This window comes from bacterium (assembly GCA_035528375.1).
GTDB lineage: Bacteria > RBG-13-66-14 > RBG-13-66-14 > RBG-13-66-14 > RBG-13-66-14 > RBG-13-66-14.
Map to the genome: position 1 here is coordinate 1 of DATKYS010000011.1, position 16207 is coordinate 16207.

Consider the following 16207-nt stretch of genomic DNA (forward strand, 5'->3'; position numbering starts at 1 on the left):
CGGCGGCCCGCGGAGGGGCCGCCCTACGTCATCGCAGCGTGGCGCGGGATAGGGTGAGGGTTGCCGCATGTCCCCTCCCCCCTCTGGGGGGAGGGTTAGGGAGAGGGGTAAACGCGGCGGGAAAGGATTCCCCGCCCTACGTCGGCGCACGACGGTTGACAACACGTAGGGGCGACCGTCCACGGTCGCCCGTGGGCCGACCTGAAGGTCGGCCCCTACGTCATCGCAATTTGCGTCACACGGAACGGAGTCGCCCGCCGATGTGCTAATATGACCTCGGACGAAACCGGAGGTTTGCCATGCGTCACGTACTTCTTACCGTCATGCTCCTGGCCGCCCTGGCGGCGGCCCACCCGCCCATCGAGCCCGCCGACCCCCAGGACTGGTGGAACCAGGTTCTGGCCTCGCGCGCCATCAAGGCCGCGGAGGGACTCCCGCCGCCCACCGAGGAGGACGTCTCCTACCACACCATCGGTTACGACATCTCCCTGACCCTCGACCCCGGCGGCTCGCCGCTCATCACCAGCCCCGACACGCGGACGGACCTGCAAATCGTCAGCGACCAGGACGGCCTGACCCAGGTCGTCCTGGACCTGGTGGACCTGACCGTGGACTACGTTCTGGAGAACGGCTCCCCCTGCTCCTACACCTACTCCGACGACCTGTTGACGGTCACCCTGAACGCCCCCCTGGACACCGGTGAGGAGACCTCCATCTCCGTCTCCTACCACGGCGACCCCACGGACGGGATGTGGTACGAGACCGACAACGGCGGGATCGTGTACACCTGCGGTTGCCCCGACGTCACCCGCAACTGGTTCCCCTGCCGCGACTGGAACTTCGAAAAGGCGCCCTCGACCACCGTCGTCACCATCGGAACGGCCTACGACGTGACCTCGAACGGGCACAAGGTCTCCGACGAGTCGGTGGGCGGCGGACAGCACCGTGTGACCTTCCAGACCCGGGACCCCATCGCGCCCTACCTCATCATGCTCTCGGCCACGGACTACTCGCACTACCGCAGGCACTTCTACGGCGACGCCGACATCCCCATTGATTACTACGTCTACCCCGGCATGGAGGAAGACGCCCACGCCGACTTCGATTACACGGTGCCGACCTGCATGGGGGTGTACGAGGATCTCTTCGGGAGCTACCCCTTCGAGCGGGCGGGGTACTGCGTGAGCCCCCTGCCCTACGGCGGGATGGAGCACCAGACCTGCATCTCGCTGTTGGCCTCCCTGGTGAACGGCTCCGGCGTGAACTACATCATCTTCGTCCACGAGATGTCGCACCAGTGGTGGGGCGACGCGGTCACCGCCCACACCTGGAAGGAGTGCTGGCTCAACGAGGGGTTCGCCAGCTACTGCGAGGTCATCTACGACGAGGACCAGGATGGCGACGAGGGGCGCCGCGCCCGGCTGTTGATCCACCGTAACCGCTACAACGCCGGCGACTACGGAAACCGCTCGCCCATCTACGACCCCGACCCCATCTTCGGCTACCTGCCATATTACAAGGGCTCCTGGGTCTTGAACATGCTGCGGCACCTCATGGGCGACGGCGATTTCTACGCCTGCCTGGCCGACTACCAGGCCGACCGTCGCTACTCCTGGGCCACCACCGGGATTCTCAAGGACAACACCGAGGACTTCTGGGACGGCAACGAGCACCACACCGATTCCGACATGGACTGGTTCTTCGACCAGTGGGTGTACCAGGCGGGCCACCCCGAGTTCGAGTGGTGGTGGTGGACCTCCGGCTCCGGCCCCGACACCGTCCTCCACCTGCACCTCGATCAGGTCCAGTCCACCGACCGCGACACGCCCTACGTCTTCGAGGTGCCGGTGGATTTCGGCGTGGACTACGCCTCGCGCTCCGACGAGGTCGTCACCGTGTGGATGGACGAGCGGAGCCAGGAGTTCTCCTTCGACCTGGACGACGACGTGGAATCCGTCGAGCTCGACCCAGGTTACTGGCTGCTGTGCGATTCCGATGATTGCACGGCGGTGGACCGGGCCGAGGCGCAGGTGAGCGCGGCGGGGGACGGCCTGTTGGTCAACTGGGAGACGGGGGGCGACGTGCTGGGGGTGGAGCTCTACCGGCGGGACGGCCTGGGCGAGACGAAGCTCCACGAGTGGCTGCTGCCGGCCTCGGGGCGTTTTCTGGACCGGTCGCTGCCCGGGTCGGGGAGCTACTCCTACCGCCTGGTGGCCCACGCGGCCGACGGACTGTACCTGGAGTTCACCGCCGGGCCCGCGGACTGGCTCGTCCCCGGCGAGCCGCTGGCGATGGCCGAGCCGTACCCGAACCCCGCCGCGACGGCGGTCACCATCGGCTTCAACCTGCCCGAGGGCGGACCGGTGGAATTAAACGTTTACGACCTGGCGGGCCGGCGGGTGGCGACGCTCGTCGAGGGGGAGCTGGCAGCGGGGCGGCACGAAGTTTCTTGGGATACGGAGGGTTTCCCGGCCGGGGTGTACCTCGTGCGCCTGGCGACGGATAACGGGTCGCTCACGCGGCGTCTGGTCGTCGCGCGGTAAGATGCCCCCTCCCCCCTCTGGGGGGAGGCGCGCCTACGGGCTAGGGTGAGGGTCGGGATTGAGAACGTAGAAAACACGGCGGCCCGTAGAAGGGCCGCCCTACGTCATCGTAACGGGCGCGGATCGGGGTGAGGGGTGTAGCGGTCCCCTCTCCCTCTTAGGGAGAGGGTTAGGGTGAGGGTAAGGGTCGGGAACGTGAATGCGGCGGCCCCCGGCCCCCCTCTCCCCGTGGGAGAGGGGATGGGGGTGAGGGCTGCCTTAGAAAAAAGCGGCGGGGATGGGAATCCCCGCCCTACGTCCATCCGCCGCGAATCCGACCCGTAGGGGCCGACCTTCAGGTCGGCCCGCGGTCTCCCTCTCCCCGTGGGAGAGGGCTAGGGTGAGGGTCGGGATTGAGAACGTAGAAAACACGGCGGCCTGCGGAGGACTCGTCCTACGGGGTCGCCCTACATTTTGGCGAAATCGGGCGGGTGTGGACACCCGCCCCTACGTACATCCGCCGCCCGAAAGCCTAAACCGACGGTTCGCCCCCGGCGGGCGGCTTCGGCGACTCGACCTCAAAGGTCGCCAGCGTGGCCCGGTCGAAATCCTCCGGCAGGGCGAAACTCTTCAGGTACTCCTCGGTTATCCGCTTCAGGTTGGCCAGCGCCTCCCCGTAGGTGGCACCCTGGCACATGGTGCCCACCTCGGGGCAGCGGGCCAGCCACGCCGCACTCCGGCGGTGGATGACGGCGGACAGCGTGACGCCCATCGGAAACCTCGCTCTCGGATAGGGGTATCGTTCAGTTTCTAAAGCGGCCTTCCGCGGAGCGGTCGCGCTCTACCCGTGTCTTTTCCCGCGAGCGTGGCCTAGAACCCCGCCTTGATGACTCCCCAGCTCACCTCTTCGACGGCCTGGTCGAACTCGATCGTGATGCGGAAGCGGTGGTAAATCATCTCCAGAATGCCTTCGTCCTCGTCGAGATACTTGTGGTAGAGCAGGCGGTAGATGTCCGTGTTCGTCACCCAGGTTTCGAGGTCGGTCCCGTTGTCGTTCATCCACCGCACTTCGATGAGGAGGTTGCCCACGCCGTCGTAGCGGAAGGGCGTGAAACCGGGGATGTCGAACAACTCGTCGGCGACGGCGTCGAGGATGAGGGGGTCCTGCTCGGAGACGAGCGCGGGCTCGTTGCCGTCGTAGTTGCCCGAGAAGGAGCTGGTGAGCTCGTCCAGCGATGTGTGGCAGAGCTTCATCTGGAATGCGTTGAACTGGGCGTTCATGGCGTCGTCGTCCGCCTGGTAGGCGACGCCGGTGATGGTCCCCGGGGCGCCTATCTCGTAATTGCGTACCAGGTCCTGGACGCGGTAGGAGTTCACTCACCCGCCGCAGAACGGCAGGGCGCAGCCGGCGTCCATCTCGCCGATGACGACCTCTTCGGCCGCCGCGGGGGCGCCCAGCGCGGTCAGTAGCAGAAGCACCGGCAATCGTTTCACTGGTTCTCCCCGTCGTGAAAGGTGCATCGTTTTCAACGATAGTAATTATAGCACCTTCGGGGCCGTTTCGTCGGGGCGGGTCTACATCAGCGGAGAGGCGCGCCTGCGGACCGGGGTGGGGGCTTCTGCGTATCCCCTCCCCCTCTGGGGGGAGGTTAGGGAGGGGAGTGAAGCGAAACCGGCGGGGTTTAGAAGCCCCGCCCTACATTTGGGGTTCAATTGAAAACGGGCGGGTGAGGACACCCGCCCCTACGGGTTGGTTGTGAATCGCGAATCAACCTTGTAGGGGCCGACCTTTAGGTCGGCCCGCGGGCGGACCTGAAGGTCCGCCCCTACGCCAGCGCAAAACGCGGCGGCCCGCGGAGGGACCGCCCTACATCATCCCAATTGCAGGGCGTGGTACGGGGTGAGGGGCGATACGTCCCCCTCTCCCTTCTAGGGAGAGGCTCGCCTACGGGTTGGGGTGAGGGTAAAATCGCCTAGTGCAGGAGCCCCCGCCCTACGTTCCCCCTCCCCCTCCGGGGGGAAGCGCGCTTACGGGCCGGGGTGGGGGGTAAAAAACGGCTGGCGGGTGTTGATACCCGCCCCTACGATGGCAACGTACGATTCCAAAACGTTGGGCGGCCCCGTGGGACGAGTCCCCTGCGGGCCGCCGCGATTAAAAAAGCGGCGGGGTCAACCGCTCAGGCGGCCGAGCACCCGACTTTCCACCCACCGGAGCTGGTCCAGGCCGAACCGGGCGTCGTCCTTCTTTTCGGGAAAGTCCTCCACGGTGGCCTGGAAGGCGTCCACGGCATTATCGTAAATTTCCCTCCCGACCGCGTCTCCGGCGGCCATGCGGGCCAGGCCCAGGTAGCCGTGGCCGAGGACGACCGAAAAATCGCCCCCCGAGGCGCACTCCGCGACGGCGCCGGATTCCCGCGCGTTCTTCACCGCGTAGTCCAGGGATTTCTCGAAATCCTCCCGGGCGGCGGTCGCATTCCCCAGCGACAGGGCGTGCATCCCGCAGGCCCAGTGGGCCATGGAGAATGGCCCGGCGGCCTTCTTCAATTCCCCCCGCCAGGCGACGCAGCGCCGGGCGAGCTCCAGGCCCTTTTCGAAGTGGCGCCGCTCGCGGGGCTCCTCGTCCCCCGGCCAGCACTCGGCCAGATTCGCCGACAGGTTGTAACTCATCATGTTGGCGTAGTCGGTGCACTTGTCCCTCGTCTCCGCATCCCCGGCCGCGGCGGCCTGGCGCAGCCCCTCGGCGATGCCCTCCTCCACGACCTCCACCAGGCCGTCGAAGTTCTTGCCGTTCCAGTCCCGCATGCTGAAGGCCTGGTTGCAGAAGGCGTAGAGCTTGCGGCGCTCGAGGTCGTCGGGAAAACCCGCGACGAACTCGATCACGGCCCGCGGGCCGCCCCGTTCCATCAGGCGCTTCATCTCCTCCCAGTGGTTCTCCGGGAACTCCTTCTCGGTCATCGTCCCTCCTTCGGGTTACTTCTCGCCGATGAATATGCCGCGGACCTTCTCCAGTTGCTCGATGCCGAATTGCGCATCATCGGCCATCTCGGGAAAATCCGCCGCCGTGCCCCGGAATGCCCCGAGGGCCCGGTAGTAGAGCACCGGCCCCATCGGGTCTTTTTGAATCCAGAGGGCCAGGCCCAGGTAGCCGTTGTTGAGAATCACGGTGAACTCGCCGCCGGGGACGCAGTCCGCCGGGAGGCCCTCCTCTACGGCGTACGTTTTCGAATACTCCAGGGCGGCGGCGAAGTCGCCCCGCGCCGATTCGACGTTCCACAGCGAGAGGTCGTGCATCCCCCGCGCCCAGTAGGCCAGCGAGAAGGCGAAGGGTCCTTTCCCCAGCTCCTCCCGCCAGGCCAGGCACCGGTCGGCGAGCTCGACGCCCTTTTCGAAGTGGCGCCTCTCGCGGGGAAGGTCGTCGCCGGGCCAGCATTCGGCTAAATCCGCCGACAGGTTGTACGCCTCCACGTTGGCCCATTCGACGAGCTCCCGCCGGGCGTCATCGTCGGCGGCGAGGTCCGCCTGTCTGAGCGCCTCCTCGATCCCCGCCTCGCCGACCGTCACCAGGTCGTCCAGGTTCTTGCCCGCCCATTCGCGGTAGGCGAAGGCGGGTCGTGCGAAACCGAAGAGCGCGAGGCGCTCCGCCGGGTCGGCGAAGCCCGCGACGTACCCGACGACCGCCTCGACGCCGCCGGTCTTCATCAGCCCCCTGAGCGTCTCCCACTCGCCCTCGGGGAAGGACGCCTCCGCGCCGACGTCCTGGGCCGGGGCTCCGAAAAGGAACAGGGTGCACAGAATCGCGACCGCCGTCTTCATCCAGACACCTCTCGTTGAACTCGTTTTATAATCGGCTCGGGGTCTTTTGCCGATTAAGGTTAACCGCCCTCCGCTCTCCGGTCAAGGGACATTGGGGGACACGGATGCGCAGGGAAGACACCGTGCGGCTCGACACGGACCGCCTGGTCCGTGAGGTGCGGGAACTGGGGCTGCGCCAGTGGGCCCTGGCCCGGCTCGTCCGGGTGAGCCGGAAAACCGTGAGCCGCTGGCTGACCGGGAAGGTCCGGTGGATCACCGCGCACAACCTGGAACGTCTCGCCGAAGCCCTGGGTTGCCGATCGGAGGAATTGACCCTGCCGGAGTCCGCTCCCCCCTTCGCCACGCGGGCCGACCAGCGCCACGCGGCCGAGCTTTCCCTGGACAGGGACCTGGTGCAGCTCCTCTCCCCCTCCGGCGACTGGGAGCTGGCCGAGGGTGTTCTGCGGGCCGCCCTGGAGCCGAATCTGCCGCCGGAGCGCCTGGGCCGGCTTCTCAACCAGCTCTCCATCACCGCCTGGCGCCAGGAGCGGTACGATGAGGGGCGCGAGCTGGCGCGGCGGGCCGCCGAGATCGGGGAGCGGATCGGCGACGAGGCTATCCGGGTCAAGGCCGCGGCCAACATGGCCACCGCGGACTCCCTGGTCGGCCGCCACAAAGACGCGCTGGAGGGGTACGAGTGGTGCCTGGAGAGGGCCGGGCACTTCGAGATGCCCCGGGACCACGCCGGGGTTCTGACCAACGTCTCCATGGTGTACCGGGACTTCGCCCGCTTCGCCGAGAGCGTCGCGGCCCAGCGCGAGGCGGTCCGCCTGTTCACCGAGCTCGAGCTGCCCTTCAACCTATCCATCGCTTACACGTGCCTGGGGATTATCCTCACCGAGTGGGGCCGGCTGGAGGAGGCGGCCCTTTCCCTGGAGGAGAGCCGCCGTTGGGCCGAAGCGGCGAATTTCGCCCGGAAGCTGGTCACCCTGAACTTCTACTCGGCCGACGTCGCCGCGCTCGGGGGCGACCCGGACGGGGCGGGGGAGCTCATCGCGGAGGGACTCCGGAGACTGGGGGAGTTCGAGCACTACGACCCGGCCTGCCTGGAAATTACGGCCCGGTGCCGACGGCTCGCGGGGGATTACGACGGGGCGGAGCGTTCCCTCGCCGAGGGCCTCGAGCGTTCCCGGACGCTCCTTCCGGCCCGCGCTCTCATTCTTCAGGAGCGGGCGCGGCTGGCCCTGGCTCTCGGGGACGCGGCCGGGGAGGAGCGTTACCGCGGCGAGGCGAACGACATCTTCGAAAAAACCGACCTGGAAAAAAGAATCCGCCGGGGGCCGGTGGCGGAGTACGGACGGATGTTCACCGCTTAGCGGTCGCCGTCATCGGTGCGACGGAGGGGTGGCGGCGGACCCGCTTTTCACCCCTTCTTCCGGCGGGCCTGGAACGCCTTCCCCAGCGTCCCCCCCAGACCGTAGTAGCTCCGGCCGTGGCCGTAGACCACCGACGCCAGGCGGTTGGAATCCACGCGGCCGTCCTCCCCCGCCACCGACCGGGCGACGTGGACCGACAGCACCTCCCCCACGAAGAGGTCGTGGGAGCCCAGGGGGAGCGTGTGGCGCAGGGCGCACTCGATGTTGACGGGGAACTCGCCGATGCGCGGCGGGGCGACCTTCTCCGAGGGGACCGGCGTCAGGCCGGTCTCTCTCCACTTGTCCACGTCCCGCCCGGAGAAGGTGCCGCAGAAGTCCACCGCGCCGACGTGCCCGGCGGCGGGGAGGTTGACCACGAACCCGCCCGCCTCCGCTATCAGGGGGTGGGAGTGCCGGTTCGGGCGGACGGCGATGGCCAGTTGGGGCGGGTCGGCGCAGACGTTGGCCGCCCAGGCCAGGGTGATGAGGTTCGCCCGCTCCCCCACGCCGCAGCTCACCACCACGACGGGGGCGGGGTAGAGGTACGTCGCGGGCGCCAGGGTCAGCTTGTCCATAGGAATGCCGCTTTCAATAATCCGCCGAAACGGGCCGTCCACAGGGGGGGCGGCTTCGGGAGTGCGCGTTTTTCCACGGAACCGCCTAGAACACGACCCGGAGCCGTCGGTGACGTCGTAGACCGCGACCCGGCGGCGCACGGCGGTGAGCGTGTCCGCCCCACGTCAGTGCAATTCGTAGCGGCCCGCAGAGGACTCGTCCTACGGGGCCGCCCTACATCACCGTAATCAGAGGCGGCCCGCAGAGGACTCGTCCTACGGGGCCGCCCTACATTCATCGCCCGACGGTCCGCTCCCGCGCTACGAGGAGCTGAGCTTCTTCAGCTTGGTCTCCGCCTCTTTCAACAGCCTCTGGAGCCGCTCTATCTCGTTGGCCATCTCCTCCCGGGACTCCAGCTCCTGCTCCAGGTTCTGCTGGCGGACCTGGAAATCCTCGAGCTGGACCGAGAAGTCCTTCATCTTCTTGTCCAGCTTTTCGGCCAGCTTGGCCCTCGACTCCATCTCCTTGAGGCTTTCGGTGAGCCCGCCCAGGGAGCTCTGGAGCGCGTTCAGGCTGCTCGACAGGTCGGTTGATTCCTGCTTGAGCTGCAGGAGAACCGGGTGGTGCTTCTCGCTGGTGGAGGTGACGAGCTCCGTGGTGGTCCTGGCCCGCTCCTCGACTTCGGCGAGCTTTTTCTCCAGCTTCTTGAAGGCCTCGACCCGGTTCTCCAGCACCGAGAGGTCGGCGTCGAGCTTGACGGAGCGCTCGGTGGCGTTTGAGATGGTTTTTATCCTCGAGTCCAGCTCGGCCAGACGGGTGCTCTTCTCGACGACGCCTTTGTCGGTCTGGTCGAGGTTTTTGTCCAGGTCGGCCAGGCGCGTCTTGAATCCCTCGAGGCGGGCCTCGTAGGCCTCGGCGGCCTCGGCGGCCTGGCGGATTTCCTCCTGACGCTCGCCGATTTTATTCCCCGCCTCCTTGAGCTGCTCCAACCGCTCGGCGTTGGCGGCGGCGAGACGCTCGGTATCCTTGACCCCCTTCAGGGACTCCTTGCGGTTCTTCTCCAGCCGCTCGCCGAGCCCCTCGATTTCCTTGGCCGCGCCGTCCAGCTCGGCGGTCTTGGCCAGCAGGGCCTCGACCTTGGTCCCCACGGTGTCCACCTCGCCCTTCGTGTGGCGGACCTCGTCGCCGGCGACGCGGCACCGCTCCAGGGAGATGGCCAGATCGGCCAGCTTGGCGTCCAGCTCGTCCGCCTTGGCCCGCTGCTCGAGCTGGGCCTTGGACCGCCCGTCCAGGTCGTCAATCATCCGGTTGAGGTCGGCAATCTTCCCCTCGAGGGTCTTGACCGTCTGGAAGCGCTGCTCGATGGTGGCCAGGTGGTCTCCGACGAGGTGCTCGCGCTCGTCGAGGCGGTCCAAGCGCGCGGCGAGCTGCTCGATGCGCTGGCGGGAGTTGTTAATCGTCTCCAGGCCGTCCAGGGCGGCCTTGGACGATTCGGTCGTCGCTCCGAGGCGCCCCTCGAGGTCGTTCACCGCCCCGCGCAGGTTCTGGATGCGGCCCTCCTGGGCGCCGATTTCGGTGAGACGGGCCTCGGCGGGCCCCAGGCGGGCGCTCAGCGCCTCGAGGCGGTCGCGGAAGGAACTGAGGTGGTTCTCCACGCTCTGAACCCGCTCGAGCTCCTCGCCCAGCCGCCCCGCGGTCGCCAGGGCGTCCTCCATGGCGGAGCGCTTGTCGAAGAGGCCCTGCAGCCGGTCGTCGAAGGAGGCGGACTCGATGCGGAGCTTGTTCAACTTCTCCTCGAACTGGCCGACCTCGGTCAGCCTGTCCCGGAGGGTGTTGACGTGGACGTCCATCTCGTCGAGCTGCTTGGCCTGTGAGGCGATCTGATGGTGCTGGCTGGCGAGCTCGCGGCGGCCCTCCTCCATCTCCTGGAGGGCCAGCTTGAACTGCTCGGCCAGCTCCCGGGCCTTGACGCCCTCGGCCTGGGCCGTCTTAGTGGCCGCCAGCACGGCCTCCACTTCGCCCTTGGCGGCCAGGATGGACTGCATCCGCTGTTCCAGAGCGTCTATGGCCTGGCGGGTCTCCGTGACCTGGACCATCTGCTGGTTGATCTTGTTGACCTGGGCCTCGATGTCCCAGAAGACCACGTTGATCCGGGCCTGCTCCGCGGCCACCTTCTCGACTATCTCGCGCTCCCGGTCCAGGCTCTTGAACTTGTTCTTGATGTACTCGACGGACTGCTTGAGCTCGTCGGCCTTGTGCTGGTAGGTGCCTATTTCGGCCAGGTCTTCGGAGATTTTCTTCGTGGCGTCCCGGGTGGCGTTGAGCTCCCCCGTCAGCTCGTTGAGCTTGGCGACGAAGCCCTCCGTCCGGCTGTCCACGACGCTCATGTTCTCCGTGATGCCGTCTATCTTCTTGGCGGACTCTTCCAGGCGGGTCTGGAGCTTGGTTATCTCCTCCCCCTCGCGCTTCAGGTCGGCCAGGTTGTCGGCGACCTCGGCGGCCTTGGCGTCCAACTGGTCCAACCGGCTGGAGACCTTGGCCAGCTCCTGGTTGGCCTTGGCGACCCCCGTCTCGCTCTTCAGGAGGCGGTCGAGCTCCCCCCGGTAGCCGGCCAGGGTGTTCTCGAAGCCCCGCAGCTTCTCCTCGGTGTCGGCGATCACGGTGTCCAGCTTGCCCGCCACGTCCCGCACGCGCTTCTTGGACTTCTCGATGACCTTCGAGGTGAGCCGGATCTCGTCCAGGTCGGCGGTTATCTGTTCCCGGGACCCGGAGACCTCGCGCAGGCCGGCGGTCAGCTCCTGTATCTCCTTGCCCTTCTTCTTGACGAGGTCGAGGTTTTCCTGCGTCCGCTTGGTCTCATTCGCGAGATCCTGCAGGATGCCCTCGGACTTGGTGAAGAGCTCGGTGAGCTTGTCGCGGATCTGCAGGAACTGCTTGTCATCGCCCTTGGATTGGGAAAGCGACAGGCTCGATATGAGGTTTTCTTCCCACTGCTCGGGCTTTTCCGCGGGTTTTTCTTTCTTTCCCATAGGGGGCCCCCTGGTATGGTCGGCCGGTACCACAAACGCCTACAATTAAAAGATTCCGTCGGCCGTTTGTCAAGACTTAATAGAACCGATATCGTTGTCCTTGCGCCAATTCCGGCGCTCTTCGGCGCTTTCCCGACCCGGGCGGCGCTACGGTTCCTCGTAGCATCGGCCCTCGATGAAGAGGGGCACCAGTTCCGGGTCGAACTGGTCCCCGGCGTTGCCCTCCAGCTCGAGGAGCGCCCGCTCGGTGGTCAGGGGGTGGCGGTAGGGCCGCTCCGAGGTCATGGCGTCGTAAGACTCGGCGATGGCCAGGATGCGGGCCGGTAGCGGAATCTCCTCCCCGGCCAGCCGGTTGGGGTAGCCCTCGCCGTCCCAGCGCTCGTGGTGGTGGCGGATGGTGCGGGCCGCCTCCTCCAGGTAGGGGATGCCCCCCACGAGCGCCTCGCCGACGATGGGATGCCGCCGCACCACGACCCACTCCGCCTCGTCCAGGGGGGTGTCCTTGCCGATTATCTCCTCGGCCAGGCCGACCTTGCCGATGTCGTGCAGGACCGCGGCGAACGAGAGGGAGGTCAGCTCCTCGGGTCCGAGGCCCCGGGCCCGACCCAGGCGCACGGCGTAGCGCATCACCCGGTCCGAGTGCCCCCGGTGGTAGGTGTCCCGGGCCTCCAGCGCGTTGACCATGGTGCGCACCGTGGCCAGATACGAACTTTCCACGGTCGAGTGGCGGGCCAGGCGCTCCACGAAGACCGCGAGCTGGCCGTGGATGGTCTCCAGCCGCTCGAGGAGCTCCTCCGCCGCCTCGGGCCGCTTCCAGACCATAAAGACGTGGTAGTCGAAGGGGATCTCGCCGAAGGCCATCCCCACGCCGGAGTCGGGCTTCAGGTCGAAGCTCGCCTCGAAGCGCAGGAAGTGCTTGTTCTGCATGGGCTTGATCGGGGTGTGGCGGGTGGGGAGCTTGCCCAGCTTGTCGAAGGCCTCCTCGAGCCCCCGGCGTCCGGGGAGCTTGACCCCCTCGGCGCGGGCCCCCACGTCGCCGTCGGGCCGGCGCCAGAGGGCGACCGCGGCGTCGGTGCCGAAGAGCTCCCCCAGGTAGGCGACCAGATCGCCGAAGAAGGTCTCGGGGTCCAGCGCGGCCCCGAGCCGGTTCTCCATCTCCCGCAGGCCCGTGAGGGCGGCCAGCTCCAGGCGCAGGTTGGTGTTGAGCGGATTTTTGTCCGGGGCGGTGACGCTGAGCTCCGCGTAGGGCGCGAGCTGGAGCCTGAGGAGCCGGGAGAGGACGCCGAGGTCGCTCTTCGTACCGTCCCCCCGGCGGCAGATGATTATCTGCATCAGCCCCGGGACCTCGGGGTGGATGCTGAGCGCCGCGCACCCCCCGCCGCAGTCTATGACCCGGTCGTGGGACTTGGTGAGCGCTTCCAGGCAGGGCGAGTCCGCTCTGTTGGAGAACGTGGGGCAGTGGTCCTTGGGGGAGCCGAGACGCTCGATGCCGCCCTTGGTGAGGACGACGAGCTGTGTGCGGGTGGCCTGGGCGAAGTCGTTCAACATATCGGCTAGCTTCATGGGGGTCACCTGCCCGGGGCTTTCGTAATGTCTAACCCTATAAATATAGCACAGAAAAGCCGAAGTGGCTCACCGCCCCGTCAACCTTCTCCAGAACGACCGTTTCGCCGGCGGCCTCGGCCCGGTCCCGCATGGCCCGCGGTTGCGACTCGCGGCTCACTTCGCGGAGGTCCTTCGAGCCGCGGGCGCAGAGGGCGACGCGCATTTAATCGGCTTGATCCTCCAGCGTAATCTCCCAGGTGTAGCCGTCTTCGGTTACGTTAACATCCCAACGATGGTAATTCTCGTGTGATTTGTCGGTCGCATTTAGATTGTATCGGCCAATCCCCACCTCGGCAGTCACACTTTCCCCCGGCATTAAGGGGTCCTCCCCATACATGATGATGTAGTTATACCAGGGTTCCTCCCCACCTATGGGGCCATAACAGTTAAGCTCGGTTATGCTTTCCTCCAGCCCGTTGATAACCGTCAGATAGGCACACCCCGGGGCAGGACCATCATCTCCATTGTCGGTTGGAGTTCCGCAGGCCGGCAGCAGGAGGGCCGCCAGACTAATCAGGAACCACTTCATCTTTTCCTCCGAGGCGGGGAACCCCGCCGTTCGACCGTCCGGCGCCCTCCATGCCGTCCGGCATCAGGGGCGGTACGTTTCGATGGCTCGGAGGTTGTCGTGGACGGTGGCCGGGGCGTGGAAGTTGCGCGGGGCGGAGTACTCGACGACGGGGCGGTCGTCGCTGACCGGCTCGAAACCCCGCACGTAGGAGCGGAAGGCGGCGTCGTCCAGGGCCAGCCGGTCCAGGAGCGCCACGGGCCCCGGCACCCCCACCTCGGCCAGGGTGCGCACGATGTCCGGGTCGCGCGCCGCCGCGGCGAAGCGGGCCGGGTCCGCGTACAGCGGCTCGCCGGAACCCAGAAGGACGATGTCGTCCCCGGTGAGCCAGAGCTGGACGTGGGGGAAGACCCGGGCGAAGCTCGCGGCCAGCATCCGCACGTCGCGCACGGCGAGCTGGTAGAGCGGTATCCACTGGGCGCACACCCCGCCGGGCTCGAGCGTCCGCCGGCACAGCTCGTAGTACTCCACCGTGTAGAGGTTCACCACCCCGGCCACGGCGGGCGGCATCGGCTCGGCGGTGATGACGTCGTAGCGCCGGTCCGTGCATAACAGGTAGTTCCGTCCGTCGTCCACGATCACCCGGGCCAGGGGGTTGGCCAGCACGTCCAGGTTGAACTTTGCGAAGAACGGTGCGCACTCTATCACCGCCGGGGCTATCTCCACGCAGTCCACCCGTTCCACCGTGTCGTACACCGCCAGGGCGCCGAAGGTGGAACCCGAGCCGAAGCAGATGACCAGCACGTCCCTGGGATCCGGGTGGACCAGCATGGGCAGGTGGGCCAGCATCCGGTTCTTGCGCATGTCGCTCACGGCGGTGTAGGTGGCCTGGTTCCCGTCTATCACCAGCCGGCGGGTGGTCACCCCCCCGTTGGCGGGGTCGTCGGCGCGCTCGCGCACCTCCACGGTCCCCGACTCGCTCTCGTCGTAGTAGAGGAGCGTCTCGCCTTCCCGGAGGAAATTCTCGCCCAGGCGGTCGAAGGGGAGCCAGAGGGCGCCGAAGGCGAGTGTGGCGGCGCAGGAGGTCAGGGCGAGGGTTTTCTTTTCGAGCCAGCGCCACGCCGCCGCCGCGGCCACCAGCACCGACAGCCCCGTCAACGAGAGCAGGCTCCCCTGGAACCCCAGGAGCGGTATCAGCAGGAAGCCGGTCGTCACGGCGCCCAGGATGGTCCCCGCCGAGTTGGCGGCGCAGAGCTCGCCCACCCGCCGGCCCACCCCGCCCGACTCCCGGGCGTAGAGCCGGACCGCCACGGGGAAGAGCATCCCCAAGAGAAACGTCGGCAGGAGCATGACGATCAAAGTCAGGACCAGCGAGCTGGCCACGAGAGAGCCCCAGCCGGTGAGCCCCCCGACGACGGCCTGGCTCGCGCGGCCCAGCGCCAGAGGCCAGTTGAGCGCCAGCCCCGTGGTCGCCAGCGCGCTAAAGGCCACCCCGATTTCACCCCAGACGAAGGCCCGCTGTGGTTTCTTGAGCCGCTTCACCAGCCAGGAGCCGAAGGCCCCGCCCAGCGCCAGCCCCACCAGGTACACCGCCAGCATGGCCGAGAAGGTGTAGGTGACGTTGGAGAACCAGAGGATGAGCATCCGGTTCCACACCAGCTCCAGCCCGAGGGCGGCGAAGCCGGAAATCGCGTAGAGCCAGAGGAGGAGGCGTCCCCGCCTGTCGGACGGTGCAGTCCGCCGAACCGGGTGGGGCTTGAGCTCCGCCGAGGCCGCGCGCGACAGGGCGAAGGCCCCGCCCGCCGCCGCCAGGTTGATCCCCGCCGCCAGCACGGTCGAGCCCCAGAGCCCCAGGTGCTCGATCAAAAAGAAGCCGGTCACCAGCGTCCCGACCACGGCCCCCGCCGTGTTGAGGGTGTAGAGGAGGCCGGTGCGGCGGCCGATGGCCTCCCGGGTGCGGCTGGTGTGCCGGGCCAGGGCGGGGAGCGTGGCCCCCATGAGCGTGGTGGTGGGAAGCAGGACCAGGAGCGCCAGGGTGGCCCGCACCGCGGTGAAGAGGAATCCGGACCCCCCCGTGGCGCCGTAGAGCGGGACGTAGACGAGTCGGGCGAGCTGGAGTAAAAGCGGGACGAGGAGCCCGGTGGCGGCCACCCCGGCCTGGAGGAAGGCGTAGAAGGCGAGCGGCCGCCGCATCCGGTCGGCCACGCGGCCCAGAAGCCAGCTCCCCAGCGCCATCCCCCCCATGAACGCGGCCAGGACCGTCGTCGCCGCCTGGCTCGTCACGCCGAACACGAAGGAGAGTTGACGCAGCCAGACGACCTCGTACACGAGGCCGGCGGCGCCGGAGACGAGGAACAGCCCTGCCACCGCCGGAAGCTGGAACCTTTCGAGCCTGGAGGTCAAGGGGACCCGATTTGTTGGCGCTTTTTGGGGAAGGTCCCGCGACTGGCGCGGTTTGCGGTGTATTATACACCAATCCGGGTCGGCGCCGCCCCTCCCGGCGTCGTGCGAATGAGGGGCGGCCTCGTTGGGGCAGACCGACGGCGCGCCGTTCAGGTCGGCCCGTTTTTATAAGGCAGCCCTCACTCTAACCCGTATGCACCCCCCTCCCTAACCCTCCCCCCAGAGGGGGGAGGGGACACGCGGGCGACCGTGGACTCATCGCCCCTACGGGGGTTCGCCGGATATTGACGTAGGGGCGGGTCTCCTGACCCGCCCGTTGGTTTCACCACCGCCATGCGCCTGAATGTAGGGCGGGGACTTTAGTCCCCGCCGCATTTT

General features: G+C 67.4%; 12 protein-coding genes. 2 read left to right on the forward strand and 10 right to left on the reverse strand.

What is annotated here, in order from left to right; translation table 11 throughout:
- The first annotated feature begins 299 nt into the window (after positions 1-299).
- Positions 300-2543: a M1 family aminopeptidase gene (locus VM054_00720; GenBank protein HUT97579.1), complete on the forward strand. Its 2244-nt coding sequence runs from the start codon at positions 300-302 to the stop codon at positions 2541-2543.
- A gap of 511 nt (positions 2544-3054) precedes the next feature.
- On the opposite strand, the gene VM054_00725 is transcribed toward VM054_00720, so the two are convergent.
- The 4 genes from VM054_00725 to VM054_00740 all read right to left on the reverse strand — a co-directional run bounded on the left by VM054_00725 (position 3055) and on the right by VM054_00740 (position 6335).
- Positions 3055-3294: a type II toxin-antitoxin system HicB family antitoxin gene (locus VM054_00725; protein HUT97580.1), complete on the reverse strand. Its 240-nt coding sequence runs from the start codon at positions 3292-3294 to the stop codon at positions 3055-3057.
- Positions 3295-3392: 98 nt separating this feature from the next.
- Positions 3393-3899 carry a hypothetical protein gene (locus tag VM054_00730; GenBank protein ID HUT97581.1) on the reverse strand — a complete coding sequence of 169 codons (507 nt, stop codon included), beginning with the start codon at positions 3897-3899 and terminating at the stop codon, positions 3393-3395.
- Positions 3900-4691: 792 nt separating this feature from the next.
- A complete protein-coding gene (locus VM054_00735; protein HUT97582.1) occupies positions 4692-5477 on the reverse strand; it encodes a hypothetical protein in 786 nt (261 codons plus the stop codon).
- A 15-nt stretch (positions 5478-5492) separates the two neighbouring features.
- Positions 5493-6335, reverse strand: a complete 843-nt coding sequence (locus VM054_00740; protein ID HUT97583.1) for a hypothetical protein — start codon at positions 6333-6335, stop codon at positions 5493-5495.
- A gap of 104 nt (positions 6336-6439) precedes the next feature.
- Here VM054_00740 and VM054_00745 point away from each other — a divergent pair, with 104 nt between their 5' ends.
- Positions 6440-7690, forward strand: a complete 1251-nt coding sequence (locus VM054_00745; GenBank protein ID HUT97584.1) for a tetratricopeptide repeat protein — start codon at positions 6440-6442, stop codon at positions 7688-7690.
- 47 nt (positions 7691-7737) lie between these two features.
- Here VM054_00745 and VM054_00750 read toward each other — a convergent pair whose 3' ends face one another.
- The 6 genes from VM054_00750 to VM054_00775 all read right to left on the reverse strand — a co-directional run bounded on the left by VM054_00750 (position 7738) and on the right by VM054_00775 (position 15829).
- Complete coding sequence (locus VM054_00750) at positions 7738-8304, reverse strand: flavin reductase family protein (protein ID HUT97585.1); 567 nt, start codon at positions 8302-8304, stop codon at positions 7738-7740.
- Between the two features lie 300 nt (positions 8305-8604).
- On the reverse strand, positions 8605-11313 hold the full coding sequence (locus VM054_00755; protein HUT97586.1) for a hypothetical protein: 2709 nt from the start codon (positions 11311-11313) through the stop codon (positions 8605-8607).
- Between the two features lie 147 nt (positions 11314-11460).
- Positions 11461-12876, reverse strand: a complete 1416-nt coding sequence (locus VM054_00760) for an HD-GYP domain-containing protein (protein ID HUT97587.1) — start codon at positions 12874-12876, stop codon at positions 11461-11463.
- Between the two features lie 37 nt (positions 12877-12913).
- On the reverse strand, positions 12914-13081 hold the full coding sequence (locus VM054_00765) for a hypothetical protein (protein HUT97588.1): 168 nt from the start codon (positions 13079-13081) through the stop codon (positions 12914-12916).
- Complete coding sequence (locus tag VM054_00770) at positions 13082-13447, reverse strand: hypothetical protein (GenBank protein ID HUT97589.1); 366 nt, start codon at positions 13445-13447, stop codon at positions 13082-13084. It abuts the gene before it with no gap.
- Between the two features lie 63 nt (positions 13448-13510).
- Positions 13511-15829 carry a fused MFS/spermidine synthase gene (locus VM054_00775; GenBank protein HUT97590.1) on the reverse strand — a complete coding sequence of 773 codons (2319 nt, stop codon included), beginning with the start codon at positions 15827-15829 and terminating at the stop codon, positions 13511-13513.
- Positions 15830-16207: the final 378 nt, after the last annotated feature.